Below are 21,045 nucleotides of genomic sequence, written 5' to 3'. Positions count from 1 at the left end.
CGGTCCTGGCGGCAACCCCCCGACGTCAGGGCTGCCGGCTCGGCATGCCCATATCTTGAAACGCGGAACTGACATCCCGTAGTACGGAATGCTGGGCTCCGTAAGGGTGTTGAGCCCCGTATGACTTCTCTACGCAAGCTCGGCCCGTCCGACCTCGAGGTCTTCCCGCTCGCCCTCGGCGGCAACGTCTTCGGCTGGACGGCCGACGAGGCGCAGTCCTTCGCCGTGCTCGACGCCTACACCGCGGCGGGCGGCAACTTCGTCGACACCGCCGACGTCTACTCGGCCTGGGCGCCGGGCAACAAGGGCGGCGAGTCCGAGACCGTCATCGGCAACTGGCTCGCCGCGCGCGGCCGCCGCTCCGACGTCGTGATCGCCACCAAGGTCGGCGCCCACCCCGACTACAAGGGCCTGTCCGCCAACACCATCAAGTCCGGTGCCGAGGAGTCGCTGCGCCGGCTGCGCACCGACTACATCGACCTCTACTACACGCACTTCGACGACCCGACCGTCCCGGTCGAGGAGATCATCACCGCGCTCGACGATCTGGTGACGTCGGGCAAGGTGCGCGCGATCGCCGCCTCCAACCTGACCGCCGAGCGGCTCCAGGAGTCCATCGACTTCTCCGACCGCGAGGGCCTCGCCCGGTACGTGGCGCTGCAGCCGCACTACAACCTCGTCTCCCGTGGCACCTACGAGGGCCCGCTCCAGGAGGTCGCATCGCGCTCCGGCCTGGCGGCGGTGCCGTACTACGCGCTCGCATCCGGCTTCCTCACCGGTAAGTACCGCCCGGGCGCGAAGGTCGACAGTGCGCGGGCCGAGGGCGCGGGCAAGCATCTGGAGACCGAGCGGGGCGTGAAGGTGCTCGCCGCCCTGGACGAGATCGCGGCTGCGCGCGGCGCCGAGCCCGCGACCGTGGCCCTGGCCTGGCTCGCCGCGCAGCCGACGGTGGCCGCGCCGATCGCGTCGGCCCGCACGGTCGAGCAGCTGCCCGCGCTGCTCGCGGTGGGCGATCTCGAACTGACGGAGGCCGAGGTGACCGCGCTGACGAAGGCTTCCGCCTGATCAGCTGCGGTAGGGGTTGTACGGGGTCTGGTACGCGGGATAGGCGGGGTAGGGCGCGTAGGCCGTCGCCGGCTGGGTGTAGCTGTACCCCTGTGGTCCGTGCGCTCCCTGTGCGCCCTGTGCGCCCTGCGGATAGGGAAGTCGGTACCCGTACGGCGGCGGCATCGGTATGAGCACGGGTGCCGTCGCCCGCGCCGCGTAGGCGAGCGCGGGCCTGGCCAGCTCGCGGCGCTCCCACAGCGCGTGCAGCAACTCCCGCTCCCGTACGACGAAGTCGGCGCCCGCGCGGCCGCGGCGGCCCCGGTACCGGAGCAGGGCGAGCGACGTCGCGTACGTCTCGTACTCCGCGACCGTGCGCGCCGCGGCCTTGCCCTGGGTGTACGAGGCGTAGTCGCGGGCGATGGTGCGGGCGCGCATCGTGCCGAGTGCGTACGGCTCGGGCGGTGTGAGCCAGCCGGCGATCGCGTACGCGGGCAGCTCGGTCCGCACCACGCGCAGGCCGCGCTGCCTGAGCCAGATCGCCAGCCAGGTCAGCAGCCCGAACGCGGGCAGCATGAAGAGCGCGTACACCGCGAAGAAGCCGTACTCGCCGAAGGTCGTCGAGCCGTTCCACAGGGCGTGCAGGCCCATCGCGAGGAGCAGTCCTGCGAGCGGAAGCAGCACGCGGCGCAGGCGTCGGCGGTCGGTGCCGAGCGCGGCGATGCCGAAGCCGATGCCGGTGAGCACGGTGAACAGGGGGTGCGCGAAGGGCGACATGACGACGCGTACGAAGAAGGTCGCCGCCGTCACGGACGCGAGCCCGGTGCCGCCGTTGAGCTGGTCGGTGCCGAAGGCGCTGCCGAGATAGAGGATGTTCTCGGTGAACGCGAAGCCGGTGGCGGTCACTCCGGCTATCACCACGCCGTCGAGCACGCCGGTGAACTCGCGTCTGCGGAAGAGGAAGACGAGCAGGACGGCCGCTGCCTTGGCCGTCTCCTCGACGATCGGCGCTATGACCGTCGCGCCGAGGGTGTCCGCGCTGCTCGGGTCGGCGGTGGCGGTCGCTATCCAGCGGGTCGCGAAGCTGTTCGCGACGATCGCTATGAGGGCGGCGGCACAGGCGCCCCAGGAGAAGGAGAACAGGATGTTCCGCCAGGGCCCGGGCTGTACGCGGTCGAGCCAGCGGAAGGCGGCTATCAGCAGCGGAACGGGCAGCGTCGCGAGCCCGAGCCCGACCAAGAACCCCTTGGTGCCGGTCTGTTCGCGCACCAGGGCGAGGATGACGAGCCCGGAGAGGGCGAGCAGGGTGACCAGCGCGGCGGCGCGGATGGCCCGCCGCTGCCACCAGCGCGCGTGGCGCAGCCCGGGGGGCCCTGCCGGGGGCATGGGGTGCGCGTGCGGAGAACTGGTGGCCACGCCGTTGACCCTAACGAGGGACAGGGGTGGCCCGCGACGGTGCGTTTCGGCTGTGCGCGGGCCCGGCGGTGCTACTGCTCCCCGGTTACCCGGCGGAACAGCAGGTCATGGACCACATGCCCCTTGTCGATGCCCTGGCCTTCGAAGCGGGTGAAGGGGCGGAAGGCGGGCCGGGGTGCGTAGCCGCCGTCCGGCTGGGTGTTCTCGAAGAGGGGGTGCGCGGTGAGCACTTCCAGCATCTGCTCGGCGTACGGCTCCCAGTCGGTCGCGCAGTGAAGGAGCGCGCCGGGCTTGAGGCTGGGCGCCGCGAGGTCGAGGAACTCGGGCTGGATGATGCGGCGCTTGTGGTGGCGGGCCTTGGGCCAGGGGTCGGGGAAGTAGATGCGCAGGCCGTCGAGGGAGGCGGCCGGGAGCATCTCGCGCAGCAGGATGACGGCGTCCCCGTTGGCGACGCGGACATTGCTGAGGCCGTTGCGGTCGGCGAGCCCGAGCAGATTTCCCTGCCCCGGGGTGTGCACATCGACGGCGAGGATCCCGGTGTCCGGATCGTCGGCGGCCATCTGCGCGGTGGCCTCGCCCATGCCGAACCCGATCTCGAGCACGACGGGCATCTCGCCGCCGAACAGCTCATGGAGGTCGAGGACGCGCTGCCCGTCGATGTCCAGGCCCCACTTGGGCCACAGCCGCTGCAGGGCATCGGCCTGGCTCGTCGTGACCCGGCTCCTGCGGGGCTGGAAACTACGGATCCGCCGCTCGTGGTGCGACCCGGCGGGGTCGGGCACGGGCCCGTCGGGGAAACGGGGCTCGCCTCGGGGGCGCGGGGGGCGGGGGTGCTCGGGGGCGGCGTTCGACTCAGACACAGTGCGGCAATTTTAATCCCCAGACCGGCCGCAACATTCAGCCTGTCGAGGGGGTCCCCTCACAACAGTGAAAGGACCCGCCGGGCCACAGCCCGCCCAATCGGCAGCGAAGCCGTAGCGGCAGGCGACGGTGCGTTCAGGACGTGCACCGTCCGCGCCCCCTCCCGGATGAGGAAGTCGTCGACCAGCGTCCCGTCCCGCAGCACGGCCTGCGCCCGCACCCCCGCGTCCACAGGGATCAGGTCGGACTCGGTCACCGCGGGCAGCAGCCTCCGCACCGCGGAGGTGAACGCCCCTTTGGAAAGGGAGCGCCGAAGCTCCCCCGCCCCGTACCGCCAGTGCCGCCGCGCTATCCGCCAGGAACCCGGCCAGCTCAGCGTCCCGGCGAGCTCCAGGGGTCGTACGACACCCCATCCGTACCCCTCGCGGGCGAGCGCCGGCACCGCGTTGGGCCCCACATGCACCCCGCCCCCGATGCCCCGCGTCAGATGCACCCCCAGGAAGGGGAACGCCGGATCGGGCACCGGATACACAAGGCCCCGCACCAGCTCGGGCCGCGCAAGATCGAAGTACTCCCCCCGGAAGGGGACGATCCGCATCTCCGGGTCGTCCCCGGCAAGCATCGCGACCCGGTCGCACTGCAACCCCGCACAGTTGACCAGCGCCTTCCCCCGCACCACGGCCCCGTCGGCGGTCCGCACGGCCACCCCGAGCGCCGCCCGTCGGTCGATGCGGACGACCTCCGCGCCGTACCGCACATCCGCCCCGGAAGCGTCCGCGAGCCGCTCCGCCACCGCACCGTAGTCACAGATCCCGGTGGTGCCGACCTGGATGGCGGCGAGCCCCCGCACCTCGGGTTCGTACTCGGCGATCTGGGCAGGGCCAAGCTCCCGCACCGGAATGCCGTTCTCCCTGCCGCGCTGCACGAGCGCGTGCAGGCGGGGCAGCTCGTCCCGCTCCGTGGCGACGATCAGCTTGCCGGTGACCTCGTGCGCGATGCCGTACTCCGCGCAGAACTTGACCATCTCGGCGGCGCCCCGCACCGCGTACCGCGCCTTCAGGGAGCCGGGGCGGTAGTAGATCCCGCTGTGGATCACGCCGCTGTTGCGCCCCGTCTGGTGCCGGGCGGGGCCCGGCTCCTTCTCCAGGACCGTGACCCGTGTCCCCGGGGCGGCGCGCGTGATGGCATACGCCGTCGAGAGACCGACGATCCCGCCGCCGATCACCAGCACATCGCAGTCGTACGCCACGTCCCGGACCATCCCGCATCACCTCCCAACCAGATCGCCCAACCGGATCTCCCACACCAGATAGTGCACTGCGCCACTGACAACGCCCTCAAACCCGACGAGGACCGGAGGGTTACGGAGTGCGTAACTGCTGCTGCCGATCAGGCTGTGTGTAGCGGGCACGGAACGGGGCGGAGCCAGGCCGGCCTACGCGGGCGCCACGAGGAGCGGCCGGGCGCGCTCCCGCAGCTCCACGACCCGGGGCTCGTCGCCGTACGGCTCCAGGCGGTGCAGCAGATCCTTCACGTACTCCGTCGTCCGCGCGGACGAGATGCGCCCGGCGACCTCAAGGGCACGCGTGCCCTGCTCGCACGCCGCGTCCAGGTTCCCGGACTCCAGCTCGGCGACCGCCGACACCACGAGCCGCAGTCCGTGCGAGCGGACGAACTCCTCCGTCGGCTTGGAGAGCGCCTGCTCGGTGAAGCGGCGCACCTGCCGGGGCGCCTTCAGGTCGCGGTAGCACTCGGCGGCGTCGGCCGCGAAGCGGTCGTACGAGTAGAAGCCGAGCCACGACGGGTCGTTGTCGCCGTCCCGTGCCCGCTCCAGCCATCCCTCGGCGGCCCGCAGCGCCGCCCCCGCGGCCTGTGCGTCACTGGCGCGCGCGTGCGCGCGTGCCTCGACGAGGCGGAAGAAGCTCATGGTGCGCGCGGTGGCCAGACCGCGGTTGCGCTCAAGGGCGGCCTGCGCGAGGTCGACGCCCTCGTCGCCGAAGCCGCGGTAGGTCGCCTGGAGGGACATGGAGGCGAGGACGTATCCCCCTAAGGGGACGTCGGCGGCCGCGCGGGCCAGGCGCAGGGCCTGGATGTAGTAGCGCTGGGCGGCCTCCTGCTGGCCGGTGTCGAAGGCCATCCACCCGGCGAGGCGGGTGAGTTCGGCCGACGCACCGAAGAGCGAGCGGCCCACCTCGTCCGAGTACGAGCCGAGCAGCAGGGGTGCCGCCTCGACCCGCAGGCACTCCGGGACCATCGACGAACGCCAGTCGCCGCCCCCGTACTTGGAGTCCCAGCGGCGGGCGTCCTCGGCCGCCTCCCGCAGCTTCACCACGTCGCTGTGGCCGACCTTCATCGGCGGCCCGCCGTCGTCGGGGTGCCCCGTCCCGCGGGGCGCCTCATCGGTGACGTCACGGGCGACCGAGCTGTCGGCCGGGGTTATCAGCCAGCGTGACGCAGGTGTGGCGTACGCGCTCACCGCGAAGGAGCCCGCGAGCGACTGCCAGATGCCGCCGCCCGCGCGCCGGCCTGCCAGATCGAGGCGGTACAGCTCCGTCGCCGACTTCACCGCGGCGCCCACGTCACGCGGGAAGGCGAGGCCCACCTCCGGCGCGGGATCGGCGTCCGCGAGGCCGATCTCGTGCAGCGGCACCGGCCGGCCGAGCTTCTGGCCGATGGCGGCGGCGATCAGGTGCGGCGCGGCGCCCTGCGGCACCATGCCCTTGGACACCCACCGGGCCACCGATGTCTTGTCGTATCGAAGCGTCAACCCGCGTTGTGCGCCGAGGTCGTTGACCCGGCGGGCGAGTCCCGCATTGCTGATTCCCGCGAGGGCGAGAACGGTGCCGAGCTTTTCGTTCGGCCCGCGTTGCTCCCTGGACATGCGCCACCCCTCGACACAGACGGCTGCCGTGCGATGGCTTGACCGCGCGGCATTCGTGCTGCGTTCCCCCAGGGGCAGCGGCGATCGTGACGACGACCTCCGTGGCCCGGAACCTCGGCCGCAAGAGCATTTGGCCGAGCCCCCAGGTATATGCCTCCGCGAAAACATCAGCACACACAGCGTAGTTCGCCGCATCCCAAGCGTTAAGAGGCCCAGTTCCGGATGGCGAGATTGTTGCCGGTAGGGAAGAGCGGGGGTGCCGGGGTGTGCTCCGGGTGTGTGGCCGTGCGCCTGCGTGTGCGCTCTTCACCGGCCATATGGGGAGCGCTTCCATGGATGGTGCGTGGGTCGGCCCGCTGCGCTGGAGTCAGTGGGCTGGGGGACACCGCCGCCTCCATCCCCGCGGGCGGCGGACCGGTCCGGGGGGCGAACTCCGCCTCCCGGACTGAGTGTTGCGTTTCACGCGTCCCCCGCGCGGGCGCCCATCGATGATTTGGCCGAAAATCGCCTCCCTGTAGGCCGGGGCAATTCGCCCACGCACAAGAGGAAGGGCGTTGTTGAGCCCTTCAAGTACCGCTCCCTCCAGGCGTATCGAGGGGAGCGCGAGCAGCCCCGTAGCCACTCCCGCGCGCCTCCTTCGTGGCAGCATGGGACCCCAGTTCTTCGGTGCACTGGTTGTCCACAGCCTGTGGAGGCAGCGATGCGGTGGTTGGTGGGGTGGAGCAGCACTGCCGCGAAGCCTTCGATGGTCGGTTCGGCCGGGGCCACCGGTGAGAACGGCGAGACCGTCCATCCCGTGGGTTCCCAACTCCTGTGGGGCGACCCGGATCCGCTCTGGGCGGTGGGGGACTGGCGCCCCGACGAGGTGCGCACGGTCAAGGCCGACGAACAGACCCGGATCGCGGTGCTCGGCACCTGCGGGGCCAGCGACGAGGAGCTCAGGGTCGGCCTGTTCGCCGCCCGCGGCGGCGCCCTGCGCCACCTGACCGCCTGGTCCGGCAGTTACACGGCGGTCGTCCAGGTCGGGCGCCGCGTCATGGTCGCCGGAGACCTGGCCGGAGCGCGCCCGGTCTTCTACACGCCCTGGGCCGACGGCACCGCGTACGCGACGGCAGCGCTGCCGCTCGCGGACCTCATCGAGGCCCACCTGGACATCGGCCACCTCGCGGCGCTGCTCGCCGCCCCCGACGTACCGGAGGCGCTGCAGGACTCGACGCCCTACCAGGGCGTGCGCCGCGTGCCGCCGGGGCACGCGCTGATCCTGCGCGCGGGCGCGCGGGAGATCGCCGGGTACGAGCCGGTGGCGTCCCTCGCGGTCGCGGCGCCGTCGGCCGACGCGACCAGCGCCGTGGACGGCGTGCGCGACGCGCTCGTGGAGGCCGTGCGGGCCCGCCTCGGCGCCCCGCGCCACGTCCCCGGAGCCGGACCGGACATCGACCCGGGGCCCGTGCCCGGCATGGGCCCCGCCGAGCGGCGCGCGGCGCGCGGGATGCCGGTGCCCGGCATCGGAGCCGACCTCTCCGGAGGACCCGCGTCCGGTACCCTCGCCCTGCTCGCTGCGGGCCTCCCGGGGATGCCCGGTACGGTCCTCGGCCACGGCACGGGTGCGGGGGAGCGGCTCCTGGCCGTCACGTTCAACGACCTCGCGATCAACGGCCGGGAGGCCGAGCTGGAGCGGGCAGGCGCCATCGCGGCCAACCCGCGCCTGCACCACGTGGTCGTCGCCGCGGGCGAAGAGGCCCTCCCCTACGCGGACTTGGACGGCCCTCTGACGGACGAGCCGAGCGGTTCCCTCGTCACGGCCCAGCGCCACCGCGCGCGGCTCTCATCCGGCAGCGCGGACCACTTCACGGGGTACGGCGCACGGCAGGTCATGGACGCGCATCCGGCCCGCCTCGCCGACCTCCTGATGGACCGCAGGCGGCGCCATCTGGTGCGGCCCGTCGCGGCGCTCGCCAAGGCGGACGGCTCCGTCATGGTCCCCGCGCGTGTGTACGGCGCCGCGCGCAAGCTCGCCCGGATGCCCTACCGCGCGGGCGTCGACTCGCTCGCCGACCGCCTCCTGCAGCGCCGCTTCGACGAGCCGGGCGGGGCCGTGGGGGCGTCGCTCGCCGCGCTCGCGTGGGCCAGGCCCGGACCCGCCGCGCGCTGGCTGACCGGTGAGGCCCTCGCTGAAGTATCGGTTCGCCTCCACGACACGACGGGCCGGCCCGGGGCAGGGCCCGGCCAGCGGCCCGGTGAGTTCCGCGCCCGTGCGGCACTCGCGCGGCACGCGGCGGACCTGCGCGTCCTGGAACAGGCCGCCGAGGTCCGCTTCCAGCGGCTGCACGCGCCCTTCCTGGACAACCAGGTCGTCCGCGCCTGCCGGGAGCTCCCCGTGGCCCTGCGCGTCCAGCCGGGGGCCCGTGCCGCCATCCTCCGTACGGTCCTGGAAGGCGCCGGAGTCGCCGAACTGCCGCCCGGCTGGGGGGCTCCCTCCCACGCGTCGTCCGCGGCGGCGGCACGGACCGGCCTGCGGGTGGCCGTCGACGACCTGATCACCCTCTTCGACACGCCTCTCCTCGCTCAGGCGGGCCTGGTCGAGGCCCGCGTGGTCCGCAAGGCCCTGCGGTCGGCGGCAGAGGGCGAGCCTCTCCCCCTGGACGGCCTGGCCGACCTGGTCTCCACAGAACTGTGGCTCCGCCGCCTGCTGTCCCGGAGAGGAACCTGCTGGACGGGCACGCCTGCTCGGCAGCGGGCGGTGCCTACGGGGAGCGTCGTGCCGCAGAGGGGGGCGTTGGGGGCGGGGCGGTAGCCGGGGGCGCCCGCGGCGCGCTCGGGGAAAGGAAACCCCCGCGCCTCAACCCACCCCACCGGCGAGAATGACCCCGTGCGGTACAGAATCCTGGGCGCCACCGAGGCGTACGACGAACAAGGGGCACCCCTGCCCGTAGGGGGACGGCGGCTCCGTGCGCTCCTTGCGGCCCTCGCCCTCACCCCCCACCGCACCGTCCCCGCGGAAACCCTCATCGCCGAGGTATGGGCGTCGGACGACCCGCCGGCCGACGCCCCCGCCGCCCTCCAGGCCCTCGTCGGCCGACTGCGCAGAGCCATCGGCAAGGACGCCATCGCCTCCACCCCTGGTGGCTACCGCCTCACGGCCACCCCCGAAGACATCGACCTGCACCGCTTCGAGCGCCTCGTACGCGAGGGGAAGCAGGCCCTGGCCCGCCACGACCCGGCGGCAGCCGCCCGCACCCTCCGCGAAGCCCTCGTCCTCTGGCGCCACCCCGCCCTTGCCGACCTCCCCGACCGCAGCGCGGCCACCCGCCCCGAAGCGCTGCTCGCCGAAGCCACGCGCGCGCGGGTCGAGGCGGACCTTCTCCTGGGGCACGCCGCCGACGTCGTACCGGAGTTGAAGGAACTCACCACGGTCCAGCCGTACGACGAACCGCTGCACGCCCTCCTCATCCGCGCCCTGCGCGACGCGGGCCGCGGCGCCGACGCCCTGACCGCGTACGAGAACGCCCGCCGCACCCTCGCCGAGGGCCTTGGCGCCGACCCGGGTCCGGAACTGCGGGCCCTGCACGCGGAGTTGCTTGACCGGAGCACGCCGGGCCCTGCGGGTACGCCTGGCACGCCGCCCGCGAAGCCGCCGCGCAGGGGGAATCTCCGCCCCCGCCTGACCTCTTTCGTCGGCCGGGAACCGGAACTCGCCGCCATCCGTTCGGACATGCAGAGAGCACGCCTGGTCACCCTCACCGGACCCGGCGGCTCCGGCAAGACCCGCCTCGCCGAGGAAGCCGCCGCCGGGCATCCGCAGGCATGGCTGGCCGAGCTCGCCCCGCTCGACCATCCGGAGGCAGTGCCCGGCGCTGTCGTCAGCGCGCTCGGTCTGCGCGAGACCGTGCTGATGACCAGCGAGTTGGTGGCGACGCAGAACGACCCGGTCGCTCTGCTCGTCGAGTACTGCGCCTCGCGCGGCCTGCTCCTGATCCTTGACAACTGTGAACATGTCATCGGCGCCGCGGCCGACCTCGCGGAGACGCTCCTCACCCGCTGCCCGGGGCTCACCGTCGTCGCCACCAGCCGCGAACCCCTGGGCGTACCGGGCGAGTTGGTCCGCCCCGTCGAACCGCTCCCGCCCGACCCGGCGCACCGCCTCTTCACCGAGCGTGCCCTGACGGTGCGCCCCGGCTTCGACGCGGCCCAGGAGCAGGCCGCCGTCGCCGAGATCTGCCGCCGCCTCGACGGCCTGCCCCTGGCCATCGAACTGGCGGCCGCGCGCCTGCGGATGCTCACCCCGCGGCAGATCGCCGACCGCCTTGACGACCGCTTCCGCCTCCTGACCAGCGGCAGCCGTACGGTCCTGCCCCGCCAGCAGACCCTGCGCGCGGTCGTCGACTGGTCCTGGGACCTCCTCGACGAGCCGGAGCGGACTGTCCTGCGCGAGGTGTCCGTCTTCGCCGGCGGCTGGGACCTCGCGGCCGCGGAGAACGTCTGCACCGGGCCCGCCGCCGACCTCATCGGCGCCCTGGTGGACAAGTCCCTGATCGTCGCCGAGCCCACGGCCGATGGCGCCATGCGCTACCGCATGCTGGAGACGATCCACGAGTATGCGTCCGAGCGGGCCGCCGGGACGCCGGACCTCCGCGCCGCCGCGGGCCGCCGCCACACCGCGTACGTCCGCGCCCTGGCCGAAGAGGCAGACCCGCTGCTCCGCTCGGCGGACCAACTCCCATGGATCCAGCGCCTGGAGATGGATCTTGACAACATCCGCGCGGCCCTGCAGCGCGCGATCGACTCCCGGGAGGACGAAGACGCCCTGGCCATCGCCCTGGCCATGGGCTGGTTCTGGTGGCTGCGGAACTACCGCGCGGAGGGCACGGAGTGGCTCAACCGCGTCCTGCGCCTCGCACCGCCGATCCCGCCCGACGGGCCCGACGGCGCCCCCGACCCCGCGGACGACCCGCTCTACTGGCCCTGGATGAGCCTGCGGCTGCTGCACATCTTCCTGGTGGTGGACTCCGGTCCTGCGGACGATCCGGCCGGGGACGTCAGCCACGCGTACGTCCGGCGGGTGCGGGACGCCTTCGCTCGACCGGTGCCGGCGGCGGCCCGATTCCCCGGTCTCATCTGGCCGTTGACCGCCCACTTCCTCGATGGCAGCAACGCGGCACCGCACGCCATGGACGAGGTGGTCGCCAACTGCCGTAGATACGGCGGTGACTGGGAGGTCGGCGTCAGCCTGATGTTCCGTACGCACCAGGCCGTCGACGCCCCGGGCCATCTCTCCGGAGTCGACGAGGACCTCGCCGAGCTGCGGGAGCTGAGCAGACGCGCGGGCGACCGCTGGATGCGCGCCCAGGTGTCCAGCGCGGCGGGCGAGGCCGCGATGGCGCGCAGCCTGCACAAGGAGGCGCGCGTCGAGTACGACGAAGCGCTGCGGCTCGCCTACGAAGTGGGCGCCTACGCCGAGACGCCCTTCCTCATCGTCCGGCTCGCCGAGATCGCGTACCGCCAGGGCGACCGCGACCTGGCGGCGAAGGCCCTCCAGGAGGCGGGGATCGAGGCCGACCGGTACGGAGTGGCGGACTCGAGGGCGTTCATGCGGATGGTGCAGTCGATGATGGCGCTGGACGACGGAGATGTCGCCGAGGCCCGCGCCCTGTTCGACGGGGCCCGCGCCGAAGCCGAGCGGGGCTCGCCGCCGCCGCAGTTCAACGCGGACCTGAAGCGCCTGGAGTCCAGGATCGTGGCCGCCGAGTCCGCGCCGGAGCAGGCACTGCCGGTGCTCGCCGACGGCCTGCGGGTGGCCCTGGAGAGCCGGTGCGCGGAGATCGTCGTCGCGGCGCTCGTGGACGGCGGCGCCACCTTGGTGAGCAGGCTCGGCGACCATCGGCGCGCGGCCCGCCTGCTCGCTTTCGGCACGCGGCTGCGCAAGGGCCATCCGCGCCCGATGCCGGAGCGGACCGATGCCGCACAGGTCGAGGCCGCGGCGCGCGCCGCGCTCGGCCCTCGCCGGTACGAGGCCGAGTGCGCCGCGGGCGCCGACCTCACCGCCGACGAGGCGCTGGCCGAGCTGAGCTGAGCCCCGTGTACGTACAGCCGAGCCCCGTCTACGTACAGCCGAACCCCCGCCTACGTACTACGTACAGCGGAACCGCGACTGCGCCCAGTCGGCGAGCGCTCCGGTGTCGAACGGGGAGTGCGGCTCGACGACCAGGCGGACCGTCTTGCGCCCGGTCAGATCCACCTGGACCGGCACCGCCGGGTCCCCGCCCTTGATCAGCGGCGACTTCCACAGCTGTGCGTCGTCGCCGAAGACGGAGAACCGCACCTTGCCAAGGCCCATCGTCATGTCGTCGACACCGACGAGCGCGTCGTACGACGAGCACTTCCGGTTCAGGTCGATGGTGACCGAGGACTGGCCGTGCACCGTCACACCGTGGGCGTACCGCGTGTCCGCGACCGACAGGCCGTAGCGCTGCCAGACCCAGCTGCTCTCGCCGAGCCGCATCTCGGGCTTGGTGCCGTCACCGAGGCCGCCGTACTGCAGCTCGCTCCACTGGTAGACCTTCGGCGCGGGCGGCGGAGGCGGTGGCTTGGGCTTCGGCGGCGTCGGTGTGGGAGTCGGCGTCGGCTTGGGCTTGGGCTTCGGCGGGGTCGGCTTGGGCGTCGGAGTGGGGGTCGGCGTCGGCTTCGGCTTGGCCGCCGGGGGCGGCGGAGGCTTCGGCGCGGGGGCCGGCGGCTCGGGCTTCGGCTTCGGGGGCGGCGGCTTCTTCGGCACGACGGGCTCCACGGCCGGCGGCTTCTCGGCGCTCGGCAGGTCCTTGGGCTTCTCGTCGTTCCCGGCGAGGGCGAGCGCCACGGCGGCCGCAGCGGCGACGGCCACACCCGCGGCGATACCGGCCTTCGCGGGTGCGCCGAGCCCTTCGGAGGCCGCCGCACCGCCCGCCGCGCCACCGGACGAGCCACCGCTCGCCGCCGCCGCGCCGGCCGCACCGGCGCCCGCGGCACCGGCGGCGCCACCGCCGACGAGCGCGGCCGCCTTCGCGTACCCGGCGGCACCGAACCAACCGATGACCGCGATCGGCACGACGCCGGGGATGCCGCTTGCGACTTCCTTGATCTGGCCCGCGGCCAGGCGGCACTTGGCGCACTCCTCCAGGTGCTTGCGCAGGCCGCGCTCGGCCCGGGTGCGCAGGCTGCCGCGCGCGTAGGCGCCGAGCCGGTCGGCGTAGCGCGCGCACTCCTCGTTCTGGGAGAGCGTGGTGCTCACATGCGCCTGGAGGTATGCCTCCTTCAGGCCCTCACGTGCGCGCTTGGCGAGCACGCGGGTGCCGTTGGCGTCGAGCCCGAAGAGCGTGGCGACGTCGCTGGGCGACTCGTCCTCGATCTCCGTGTGCCACAGCACGGCCTGCCAGCGCTCGGGAAGGCTCCGGAACGCCTGCATGGCCATCGACTGCTCGGCCTCGTGCATCGCGCGCACGTCCGCGCCCAGGTCGAGGGTGTCGTCGTCGGAGACCTCGGAGCTGCGCGCGGCCTGTGCGGCGAACACCGCGAAGTCCTCGACCAGTTGCTCCCGCTTTGCCGACTTCGTCCACCCCGCGGCGACCCGGCGCACCGTGGTGAGCAGATAGGCGCGCACGGCGTGCTCGGGCCCGCTGCCGCCGCGGACGGCCTGCAGCATCCGCGCGAAGACCTCGGCGGTGAGGTCGTCGGCGGTGTGCGCGTCCCGGCAGCACGTGCGCGCGTACCGGCGGACCGCATCGGCGTGCCTGCGGTACAGCTCCTCGTACGCGCTGTCGTCGCCCGCCCGCATGCGGGTGATGAGGTCGCTGTCGGACGGCGCCCCGTCCGCGGCCGGCGTCTCGCCCCGGCCGGGCTCCCGCTGCGGCGGAACGCTGGGATCCGTGCCGCCGGGACTGCCGGGACCGGTGGTGCTGCCACCGCGCCCACCCTGACTCGGCACCTGCCGATGGGGCAGCCCGCCGGCCTCTTCGCCCACGGCAGGGGACGACTCGTCCCGCCCGTCACCACTCATCGCGGAAAGCCCCCGCTTGCACACTCAGACCTGGACACCGGGGGAAGGCCCCGGACACCCGGAAAGAGTGCCACACGGTCGCGTTCCGGTGGATGGTGATGACCGTCAACCACCCGTCCGAGGTGACTTCGCGCGATCGAGCACTACGGTTCACCCTTTTGGGAAGGCTCAACACCCTTGCGTTTGAACGGAGTTGAGCCCTCCCTCAGGTGAATCACGCCGTGGGGCGCGACCGCAGCCCTTCGAGCAGGATGTCCAGGAGCCGTGAGGAGGCCGCCGCCTGCTGCGCCGCGTCCGGCAGCGATGGCGCCGCCGTCGCTATCACCAGGAGCACGTCCGAGACGGTCACATCGGCGCGCAGCTCGCCCGCCGTACGCGCCCGCTCCACCAGACGCCCGACGACGTCGAGCAGCGCGACCGCCCCCGGGTCGTCCGGCAACGACTCCTCGGCGGGCGCCGAGCGCTGCTCGACGAGCCGCAGATCGGGACCGCCCGGCGTCGACTGCCGCTGCTGCGGCACCCGCGCCTCTTCCTCCCGCACACCACCGGCGACCTCGTCGGCGACACCCACCCGCAGCACCTGCGGCGGGAGCAGCCGGCCCGCGCCCGAAGCGACGGACGTCCGCAGGAAGCGCGAGAGCGCCGACCACGGCTCGTCCTCCTGTCCGAGCGCGGCACGCGCCTGGTCGGTCAGCCGGGAGGTCTCCTCCTCGGCTATCCGCCTGACCAGGACGTCCTTGCTCGGGAACCGCCGGTAGACCGTGCCGACCCCGACCCGCGCGCGCCGCGCGACGTCCTCCATCGGGGCGCCGTACCCCAGCTCGCCGAACACCTCGCGCGCCGCGCGAAGGACATGCTCGAGATTGCGCTGTGCGTCCACACGCAGCGGCGTCGTACGCGGTCCGTCCCCCATGTCGCGTCCGTTCCCGCTGGTGGCGATGGCCGGTGCCGTCGCCGTCGTTGAAGTCCAGTGAGATTCCTGCATATGCATACGCGTTCCCCCGGTAATGACGTCTCCCCCCGGAGACACTCCCCGTCATTGACTACCGAAGTGTGAGGAGCGAGCCCAGTTCCCGGGTCCCGTAGCTGGACCCGACGAGCGCATCCCCCGACACCCCGACGACACACGAACATAGTTGAGCCAGAGTCAATTCAGAAGAGGTGGGTTCCGCACGGAGCGCCCCCCGATCGGAGTACGCACCGATTCCGACCCGATTGCACCCCTGTGACTCACCCCTCGCCCACCCGCTGACCTGCACACCTCTCGATTGCCCCGGCAAAGCCCCGACGGCGCGTCGCACGCCGCGGCCGGTCACACAAATTGCCGAGCCTGTGGACAAACGCCAGAGCTGGGTGCGTCATGGGATGGTGAAGGAACCTGTGCGCATTCTCGTTGTGGGCGGCGGCTACGTCGGCATGTACACCGCACTGCGCCTCCAGCGGAAGCTGAAGCCGGAGCTGAAGCGGGGCGAAGCGGAGATCGTGGTGGTGACGCCCGAGCCGTATATGACCTATCAGCCGTTCCTGCCCGAAGCCGCCGCGGGCTCCATCTCCCCGCGGCACGTCGTCGTTCCGCTGCGCCGCGTCCTGGACAAGTGCCGGATCGTCATCGGCGAGGTCAAGGCGATCGACCACGCCAAGCGGTGCGCCTCCTTCACGACCCTGGCCACCGACGACGAGGGCGAGGGGCCCGTCGACATCACGTACGACGAACTGGTCCTGGCCCCCGGCTCCGTATCGCGCACCCTGCCCGTCCCCGGCCTCGCCGACCACGGCATCGGCTTCAAGACCGTCGAAGAGGCCATCGGCCTGCGCAACCACGTCATCGAACAGATGGACATCGCCTCGTCGACACGCGACCCCGCGGTCCGCGACGCCGCCCTCACCTTCGTCTTCGTAGGAGGCGGGTACGCGGGCGTGGAGGCGCTCGGCGAGCTGGAGGACATGGCCCGCTACGCCGCGCGGTACTACCACAACGTCAAGGCCGATGACATGAAGTGGATCCTCGTCGAGGCCTCCGGGCGGATCCTGCCCGAGGTCGGCGAGGAGATGGGCAAGTACACCGTCCGTGAGCTGCGGCGCCGCAACATCGACGTACGCCTGGAGACCCGCCTCGACTCCTGCGAGGACCGGGTCGCCGTACTGAGTGACGGCGCACGCTTCCCCACCCGCACGGTGGTGTGGACCGCGGGCGTCAAACCGCACCCGGTGCTCGCCGCGACCGACCTGCCGCTGAACGAACGCGGCCGCCTGAACTGCACCGCCCAGCTGACCGTGGACGGCTCCACGCACGCGTGGGGCGCGGGAGACGCGGCAGCCGTCCCCGATGTCACCGCCGAGGAGCCCGGCAAGGAGTGCGCCCCCAACGCCCAGCACGCCGTACGCCAAGCCAGGACGCTCGGCGACAACATCGCCGCGTCGCTGCGCGGACAGCCCCTCACGGAGTACACGCACAAATACGTGGGCTCCGTGGCCTCCCTGGGACTGCACAAAGGCGTCGCACACGTCTACGGACGGAAATTGAAGGGCTACCCTGCCTGGTTCATGCACCGCGTCTACCACCTGAGCCGGGTGCCCACCGTCAACCGCAAGTCCCGGGTCCTTGCCGAATGGACCCTGTCCGGCCTGTTCAAACGGGAGATCGTCTCCTTGGGGTCGCTCGAGCACCCGCGTGCGGAGTTCGAACTCGCGGCCGGGGGCAGAAGCCCGAAGGAGTCCTCCTGACCGGAGGCCGGAACTCCGCGTGCGCCGTCGGCGTCTGACGGATGTCAGTCCGGTCGGCCAGACTGTTCGTGTGACCATGGGCGGGCCAGGACCGCCGGAAATCCCCGCCCGATCCAGAAGCGACATCACGAGGCCTACCGCAGTGAACTTCACGCGCTGGAGCGCCCGGCTCCCCGGAACGCAGCGCCGCGCCGCGGCGCGGACCGACCTGGGGCTCTCCCCGGCCCGAGGCGAAAGCTCCGTCCCTGCGGCCCGCGCCGAGGGCCGCACGGACGGCACGGGACCCACGCCCACCGGTGGCGTCGACGAACTGCCGACCCGCGAGGTGCTCGACCACATCCCCGCCCTCGTCGCCCTGGTGCACGGCCCCGACCACCGCATCGCGTACGTCAACGACGCGTACGCCGCCGCGTTCGGGGACCGCCCCGTCGGCGAACCGGCCCGCGAGGCGCTGCCCGAGCTTGAGGAGCTCGGCCTGCTGCCCCTCCTCGACCAGGTCCTGCGCAGCTCCAAGCCACGCACCGTGAAGTCCCGCAAGGCGCCCGGCGGCCGCTCGTACACCTTCACCTGCACGCCCGTCGACACGCTGAAGGACGGCGGCGTCCTCGTCTTCGCCGCAGACGTCACCGACCACGCGGAGGCCGCCGAGCGGCTGCGCGCCAGCGAACGCACCCAGCGCGAGACCGCGGTCACTCTCCAACGCTCACTCCTGCCCCAGGAGTTGGAGCAGCCCGACGACCTGCGCATCGCCGCCACGTACCAACCGGGCGGCACGGAGGCTGCGGTCGGCGGCGACTGGTACGACGTGATCACCCTCGGCGGCGGCCGCACCGCCCTGGTCATCGGCGACGTCATGGGCCGCGGTGTCCGCGCGGCGGCCGTCATGGGCCAGCTCCGCACGGCCGTGCGCGCCTACGCCCGCCTGGACCTGCCCCCGCACGAGGTCCTGCAGCTCCTGGACGGCCTGGCCGCCGAGATCGACGCCAGCCAGATCGCGACGATGGTCTACGCCGTGCACGACCCGAACGAGGGCAGCCTCGTCTACGCGTCCGCCGGGCACCTGCCGATCCTCGTACGGGACGAGGCGGGCACGATCCACCGCGCGGAGGAGCCCACGGGCCCGCCGCTGGGCACCGGCGGCTGGCTGCACACGTCGGGCTCCGTCCCGCTCGGCCCCGGCTCGACCGCCGTCCTCTACACGGACGGCCTTGTCGAGCGGCGCAGCGAGGACATCGACGAGGGAGTCGCCGCCCTGGAGCGCGCACTTGCGGGCGCCACCGGCACACCCCAGGTGGTCTGCGACCGCCTGATCCGCGCCCTGGGGGTGACGGCCGACCACGACGACGACGTGGCGGTCCTGGTCCTCCAGCACCCCGCGCGCACCGGCCTGGACGCCGAGCAGTTCCGCAACGCCGCCCTGGAGCTGCTCGGTGGCGTGGAAGCGGCGCCACGCGCGCGTGCCTTCGCCACCGGGGTCCTCGCCAGCTGGCGCTTCCCGCCGGAACTGCACGACCTGGGAGTCCTCGCGGCCAGTGAACTGGTCGCCAACTCCCTCCAGCACGGCACACCGCCCATGCGCCTTCGCCTGCGCCGCACGGACCGCCGCCTGATCATCGAGGTCACGGACGGCGACGACCACCTGCCCAGGCGCCGCCGCGCGGAGCCCGCGGACGAGGCGGGCCGAGGCATCGCGATCGTCGCGACGATCGCCTCGAACTGGGGCTCGCGGCGCACACCGGGCGGCGGCAAGGCGGTCTGGTGCGAATTCGCCTTGCCGCGCTGACTTCTTAAGAAGAAGTGGCCGGTACGGGCTCGGGGGCGCTCTGCGCGACCACCCGGCTCTTCGCAAGAGACGGCTGGTTCTGCACCGGCGTGAGCTGTCGGCCGAGCCGGATCGCAAGCACGCTGATGCCGAGCGAGAACAGCAGGAACGTCACGATGTACGGCCCGTGCAGCGAGGCCCCCATCGGCCCGCCCACGGCAGGACCGACGGCCAGCGCCAGCTGCTTCACCAGGGCGAAGGCCGAGTTGTACTGACCGACCATCCCGGCCGGCGCCAGATCGGCGACCAGCGGCGCGACGGTCGGCGACAGCATCGCCTCACCGAGTCCGAAGAGTGCGTACGTGGAGATGAACGCGGCGGTCGCCATGGCCTGGCTGCCGTGCCCGAGCCCGGCGTACCCGGCCGCGATCCACGCGACGGCCCAGATGAGACCGACGGCGGCGATCACCCGGGACCGCTTGCGCCGCTCCACGAACTTCAGGACGGCGAACTGCGCGATGACGATCACGGCCGTGTTGGCGGCGAGCGCGATGCCGAGCGTCGACGGCGAGATCCCGGCCGCCTCCACGCCGTACGCGGAAAGCCCCGACTCGAACTGTCCGTAGCAGGCGAAGAACAGCACGAAACCCAGCACGCACAGCTGCACCATCGCCTTGTGCCGAAGGAGCGCCCGCAGACCGCTCTGCGGCGCGGACCCGTCCTTGGGCATCGCGTCCTGGATGGACGGCGCGTGCGGAAGCCGCACGGTGACGACGATCGCGGCGAGCACCAGGAACATCACGGCTTCGATGGAGAACAGAGTGATGAAGCTGCCCGGGTCGTGCTCATCGACGATCTGGCCGCCGATGAGGCCGCCAATACCGAGCCCCAGGTTCTGCAGGAAGAACTGCATCGCGAAGGCACGCGTACGCGTGGTGGGCGTCGAGCACCAGACGATCATCGTCGCGAGCGCGGGCTGCATCACTGCGGTGCCCGCGCCGAGGAGGGCAGCCGAGACGATCGCGGTCGCCTCGCTGCTGGCGAACCCGAGGGCGAGAGCACCCACCGACGCGGTCAGCGCGGCTCCCATGAGTACGGGAAGGGGGCCGCGGCGGTCGATCACGCGGCCGGTGATGGGCAGGACGATCAGCGCGGCCATGGCGAACGCGGCGAGCACGATGCCCGCCGCACCGGACCCCAGATCCCGCACCTGCGCCACATAGACGTAGAGGAACGGAACCGTGAACCCGACACCGAACGCGCTCAGCGCGCTGCCTGCCTGAATACGACGCATCGCTGCGCCCATCGCCCTGGTCACTTTCACCCACCTTAGGAGTTAGACGTGAAGACTTCGAAGCTAAAGTTAGAACCTAAACAATACACACAGAAGGACTTCAACGCCAAGCGAGGCCGTGCGATACTGCCGCCATGGGTGACACTCCCGGCCCCAGTGAGCCGACTCTCGAAGAGCAGATCGCCGCCTACCAGCGGGAGTTTCAGGACCTCGACCCCCAGGTCGAGGAGATCGTCTCGGCGCTCGGCCGCCTCAACCGCCGTATGAACGTCGCCTACGGGCGGCAGACCGCGACCCTCGGCATCAGCAACGCCGAGTGGGAGGTCCTCAAGGCCCTCGTCCTCTCCGGCGCCCCGTACCAAATGGGCCCCGGCGAACTGGCCAAGCGCCTCGGCCTCACTCCGGCCGCCATGACCCACCGGATCGACCGGATGGTGGCGGAGGGCCTGGTCACCCGGGATCGCGACGAGTCCAACCGCGTACGCGTGATCGTGGAGCTCACCGCGGAGGGCCGCGAGAAGTGGCTGGAGGCGATGCGCCTTGCCACGGTCTTCGAGGAGGACCTCCTCCAGGACCTGTCCCCTCGGGAACGGGGCGCCCTGGGAGAGGTGTTGACCCGCCTTCTGCGCCGGGTCGAGGATGCCCAGCCGGATGCCGGCGGCCGCCTCACCGACCTGGACTGAACGCCCCACCTCGGGGTTTGACAGTCACCAGGCCGATCCGTAAGGTTCTTCGGGTTGCCACGGAGCCGTAACGGTTCTGCGACAGCACCTCCGCCGCTGAAACGCGGCAAACCAAACCCTGCACGACATCCCACCGGGAACGAATTCGGCATGCCCGAATTCAATTCCAAGACTCGATTATGAGTCGCCGGGAAAACCCGCTAGAGTTTGAGACGTCGGAACGGCCCAACGGCCGGGAAGGCAAACCCCGCTGACTGGGAATCAGGCCCGAAAGGATCTGATAGAGTCGGAACCGCCGGAAAGGGAAACGCGAAAGGCCGAGAGGCCGGAGCGGAAACCTGAAAGGCACCGAGG

13 protein-coding genes are annotated in these 21,045 nt (G+C 72.2%); 6 read left to right on the top strand and 7 right to left on the bottom strand.

Features of this window, described 5'->3' with window-relative positions:
• Positions 1 to 120: 120 nt before the first annotated feature.
• Positions 121 to 1,065: an aldo/keto reductase gene (locus AB0O76_RS29545; protein WP_365497149.1), complete on the top strand. Its 945-nt coding sequence runs from the start codon at positions 121 to 123 to the stop codon at positions 1,063 to 1,065.
• Here AB0O76_RS29545 and AB0O76_RS29540 read toward each other — a convergent pair whose 3' ends face one another.
• From AB0O76_RS29540 to AB0O76_RS29525, 4 genes are all read right to left on the bottom strand, one after another.
• Complete coding sequence (locus tag AB0O76_RS29540) at positions 1,066 to 2,430, bottom strand: PrsW family intramembrane metalloprotease (RefSeq protein ID WP_365497425.1); 1,365 nt, start codon at positions 2,428 to 2,430, stop codon at positions 1,066 to 1,068.
• Positions 2,431 to 2,531: 101 nt separating this feature from the next.
• Positions 2,532 to 3,320, bottom strand: coding sequence for a tRNA (guanosine(46)-N7)-methyltransferase TrmB (gene trmB, locus AB0O76_RS29535; protein WP_365497147.1), 789 nt, complete (start codon positions 3,318 to 3,320; stop codon positions 2,532 to 2,534).
• A gap of 59 nt (positions 3,321 to 3,379) precedes the next feature.
• Entirely contained in the window at positions 3,380 to 4,582 is a 1,203-nt protein-coding gene (gene lhgO / locus AB0O76_RS29530; RefSeq protein ID WP_365497145.1) for an L-2-hydroxyglutarate oxidase, read from the bottom strand.
• A gap of 174 nt (positions 4,583 to 4,756) precedes the next feature.
• Positions 4,757 to 6,202 (bottom strand): MFS transporter, encoded by a 1,446-nt coding sequence (locus AB0O76_RS29525; protein WP_365497143.1) that lies wholly within the window; start codon positions 6,200 to 6,202, stop codon positions 4,757 to 4,759.
• A gap of 700 nt (positions 6,203 to 6,902) precedes the next feature.
• On the opposite strand from AB0O76_RS29525, the gene AB0O76_RS29520 reads away from it, so the two are divergent.
• The gene (locus tag AB0O76_RS29520; protein ID WP_365497141.1) at positions 6,903 to 8,996 is read left to right on the top strand and encodes an asparagine synthase-related protein; all 2,094 of its coding nucleotides are present in this window, start codon (positions 6,903 to 6,905) and stop codon (positions 8,994 to 8,996) included.
• A 75-nt stretch (positions 8,997 to 9,071) separates the two neighbouring features.
• Positions 9,072 to 12,272, top strand: a complete 3,201-nt coding sequence (locus AB0O76_RS29515; RefSeq protein ID WP_365497139.1) for a BTAD domain-containing putative transcriptional regulator — start codon at positions 9,072 to 9,074, stop codon at positions 12,270 to 12,272.
• 57 nt (positions 12,273 to 12,329) lie between these two features.
• On the opposite strand, the gene AB0O76_RS29510 is transcribed toward AB0O76_RS29515, so the two are convergent.
• The gene (locus AB0O76_RS29510) at positions 12,330 to 14,228 is read right to left on the bottom strand and encodes a sigma-70 family RNA polymerase sigma factor (protein ID WP_365497137.1); all 1,899 of its coding nucleotides are present in this window, start codon (positions 14,226 to 14,228) and stop codon (positions 12,330 to 12,332) included.
• Positions 14,229 to 14,442: 214 nt separating this feature from the next.
• Positions 14,443 to 15,219, bottom strand: coding sequence for a helix-turn-helix domain-containing protein (locus tag AB0O76_RS29505; protein WP_365497135.1), 777 nt, complete (start codon positions 15,217 to 15,219; stop codon positions 14,443 to 14,445).
• Between the two features lie 374 nt (positions 15,220 to 15,593).
• Here AB0O76_RS29505 and AB0O76_RS29500 point away from each other — a divergent pair, with 374 nt between their 5' ends.
• Positions 15,594 to 16,952, top strand: a complete 1,359-nt coding sequence (locus AB0O76_RS29500) for an NAD(P)/FAD-dependent oxidoreductase (RefSeq protein WP_365497133.1) — start codon at positions 15,594 to 15,596, stop codon at positions 16,950 to 16,952.
• Positions 16,953 to 17,094: 142 nt separating this feature from the next.
• Positions 17,095 to 18,735, top strand: a complete 1,641-nt coding sequence (locus AB0O76_RS29495) for a SpoIIE family protein phosphatase (RefSeq protein WP_365497131.1) — start codon at positions 17,095 to 17,097, stop codon at positions 18,733 to 18,735.
• A 4-nt stretch (positions 18,736 to 18,739) separates the two neighbouring features.
• Here AB0O76_RS29495 and AB0O76_RS29490 read toward each other — a convergent pair whose 3' ends face one another.
• A complete protein-coding gene (locus tag AB0O76_RS29490; protein ID WP_365497423.1) occupies positions 18,740 to 20,020 on the bottom strand; it encodes an MFS transporter in 1,281 nt (426 codons plus the stop codon).
• A 122-nt stretch (positions 20,021 to 20,142) separates the two neighbouring features.
• Between AB0O76_RS29490 and AB0O76_RS29485 the strand changes: the two genes are divergently transcribed.
• Entirely contained in the window at positions 20,143 to 20,691 is a 549-nt protein-coding gene (locus AB0O76_RS29485; RefSeq protein ID WP_365497129.1) for a MarR family transcriptional regulator, read from the top strand.
• The last annotated feature ends 354 nt before the right edge of the window (positions 20,692 to 21,045 follow it).

Origin of the sequence: Streptomyces sp. NPDC086554, assembly GCF_040686095.1 — a bacterium.
Lineage (GTDB): Bacteria > Actinomycetota > Actinomycetes > Streptomycetales > Streptomycetaceae > Streptomyces.
Note: the sequence above shows the minus strand (reverse complement) of the source record. Positions and strands in the feature narration are given on the sequence as shown.

What these genes read in the sequence shown, in the direction of transcription:
- AB0O76_RS29545 (WP_365497149.1), top strand. Translation starts at nt 121, where the DNA reads ATGACTTCTCTACGCAAGCTCGGCCCGTCCGACCTCGAGGTCTTCCCG.
- AB0O76_RS29540 (WP_365497425.1), bottom strand. Translation starts at nt 2,430, where the DNA reads ATGCCCCCGGCAGGGCCCCCCGGGCTGCGCCACGCGCGCTGGTGGCAG.
- lhgO (WP_365497145.1), bottom strand. Translation starts at nt 4,582, where the DNA reads ATGGTCCGGGACGTGGCGTACGACTGCGATGTGCTGGTGATCGGCGGC.
- AB0O76_RS29525 (WP_365497143.1), bottom strand. Translation starts at nt 6,202, where the DNA reads ATGTCCAGGGAGCAACGCGGGCCGAACGAAAAGCTCGGCACCGTTCTC.
- AB0O76_RS29520 (WP_365497141.1), top strand. Translation starts at nt 6,903, where the DNA reads ATGCGGTGGTTGGTGGGGTGGAGCAGCACTGCCGCGAAGCCTTCGATG.
- AB0O76_RS29510 (WP_365497137.1), bottom strand. Translation starts at nt 14,228, where the DNA reads ATGAGTGGTGACGGGCGGGACGAGTCGTCCCCTGCCGTGGGCGAAGAG.
- AB0O76_RS29505 (WP_365497135.1), bottom strand. Translation starts at nt 15,219, where the DNA reads ATGCATATGCAGGAATCTCACTGGACTTCAACGACGGCGACGGCACCG.
- AB0O76_RS29500 (WP_365497133.1), top strand. Translation starts at nt 15,594, where the DNA reads ATGGTGAAGGAACCTGTGCGCATTCTCGTTGTGGGCGGCGGCTACGTC.
- AB0O76_RS29490 (WP_365497423.1), bottom strand. Translation starts at nt 20,020, where the DNA reads ATGGGCGCAGCGATGCGTCGTATTCAGGCAGGCAGCGCGCTGAGCGCG.
- AB0O76_RS29485 (WP_365497129.1), top strand. Translation starts at nt 20,143, where the DNA reads ATGGGTGACACTCCCGGCCCCAGTGAGCCGACTCTCGAAGAGCAGATC.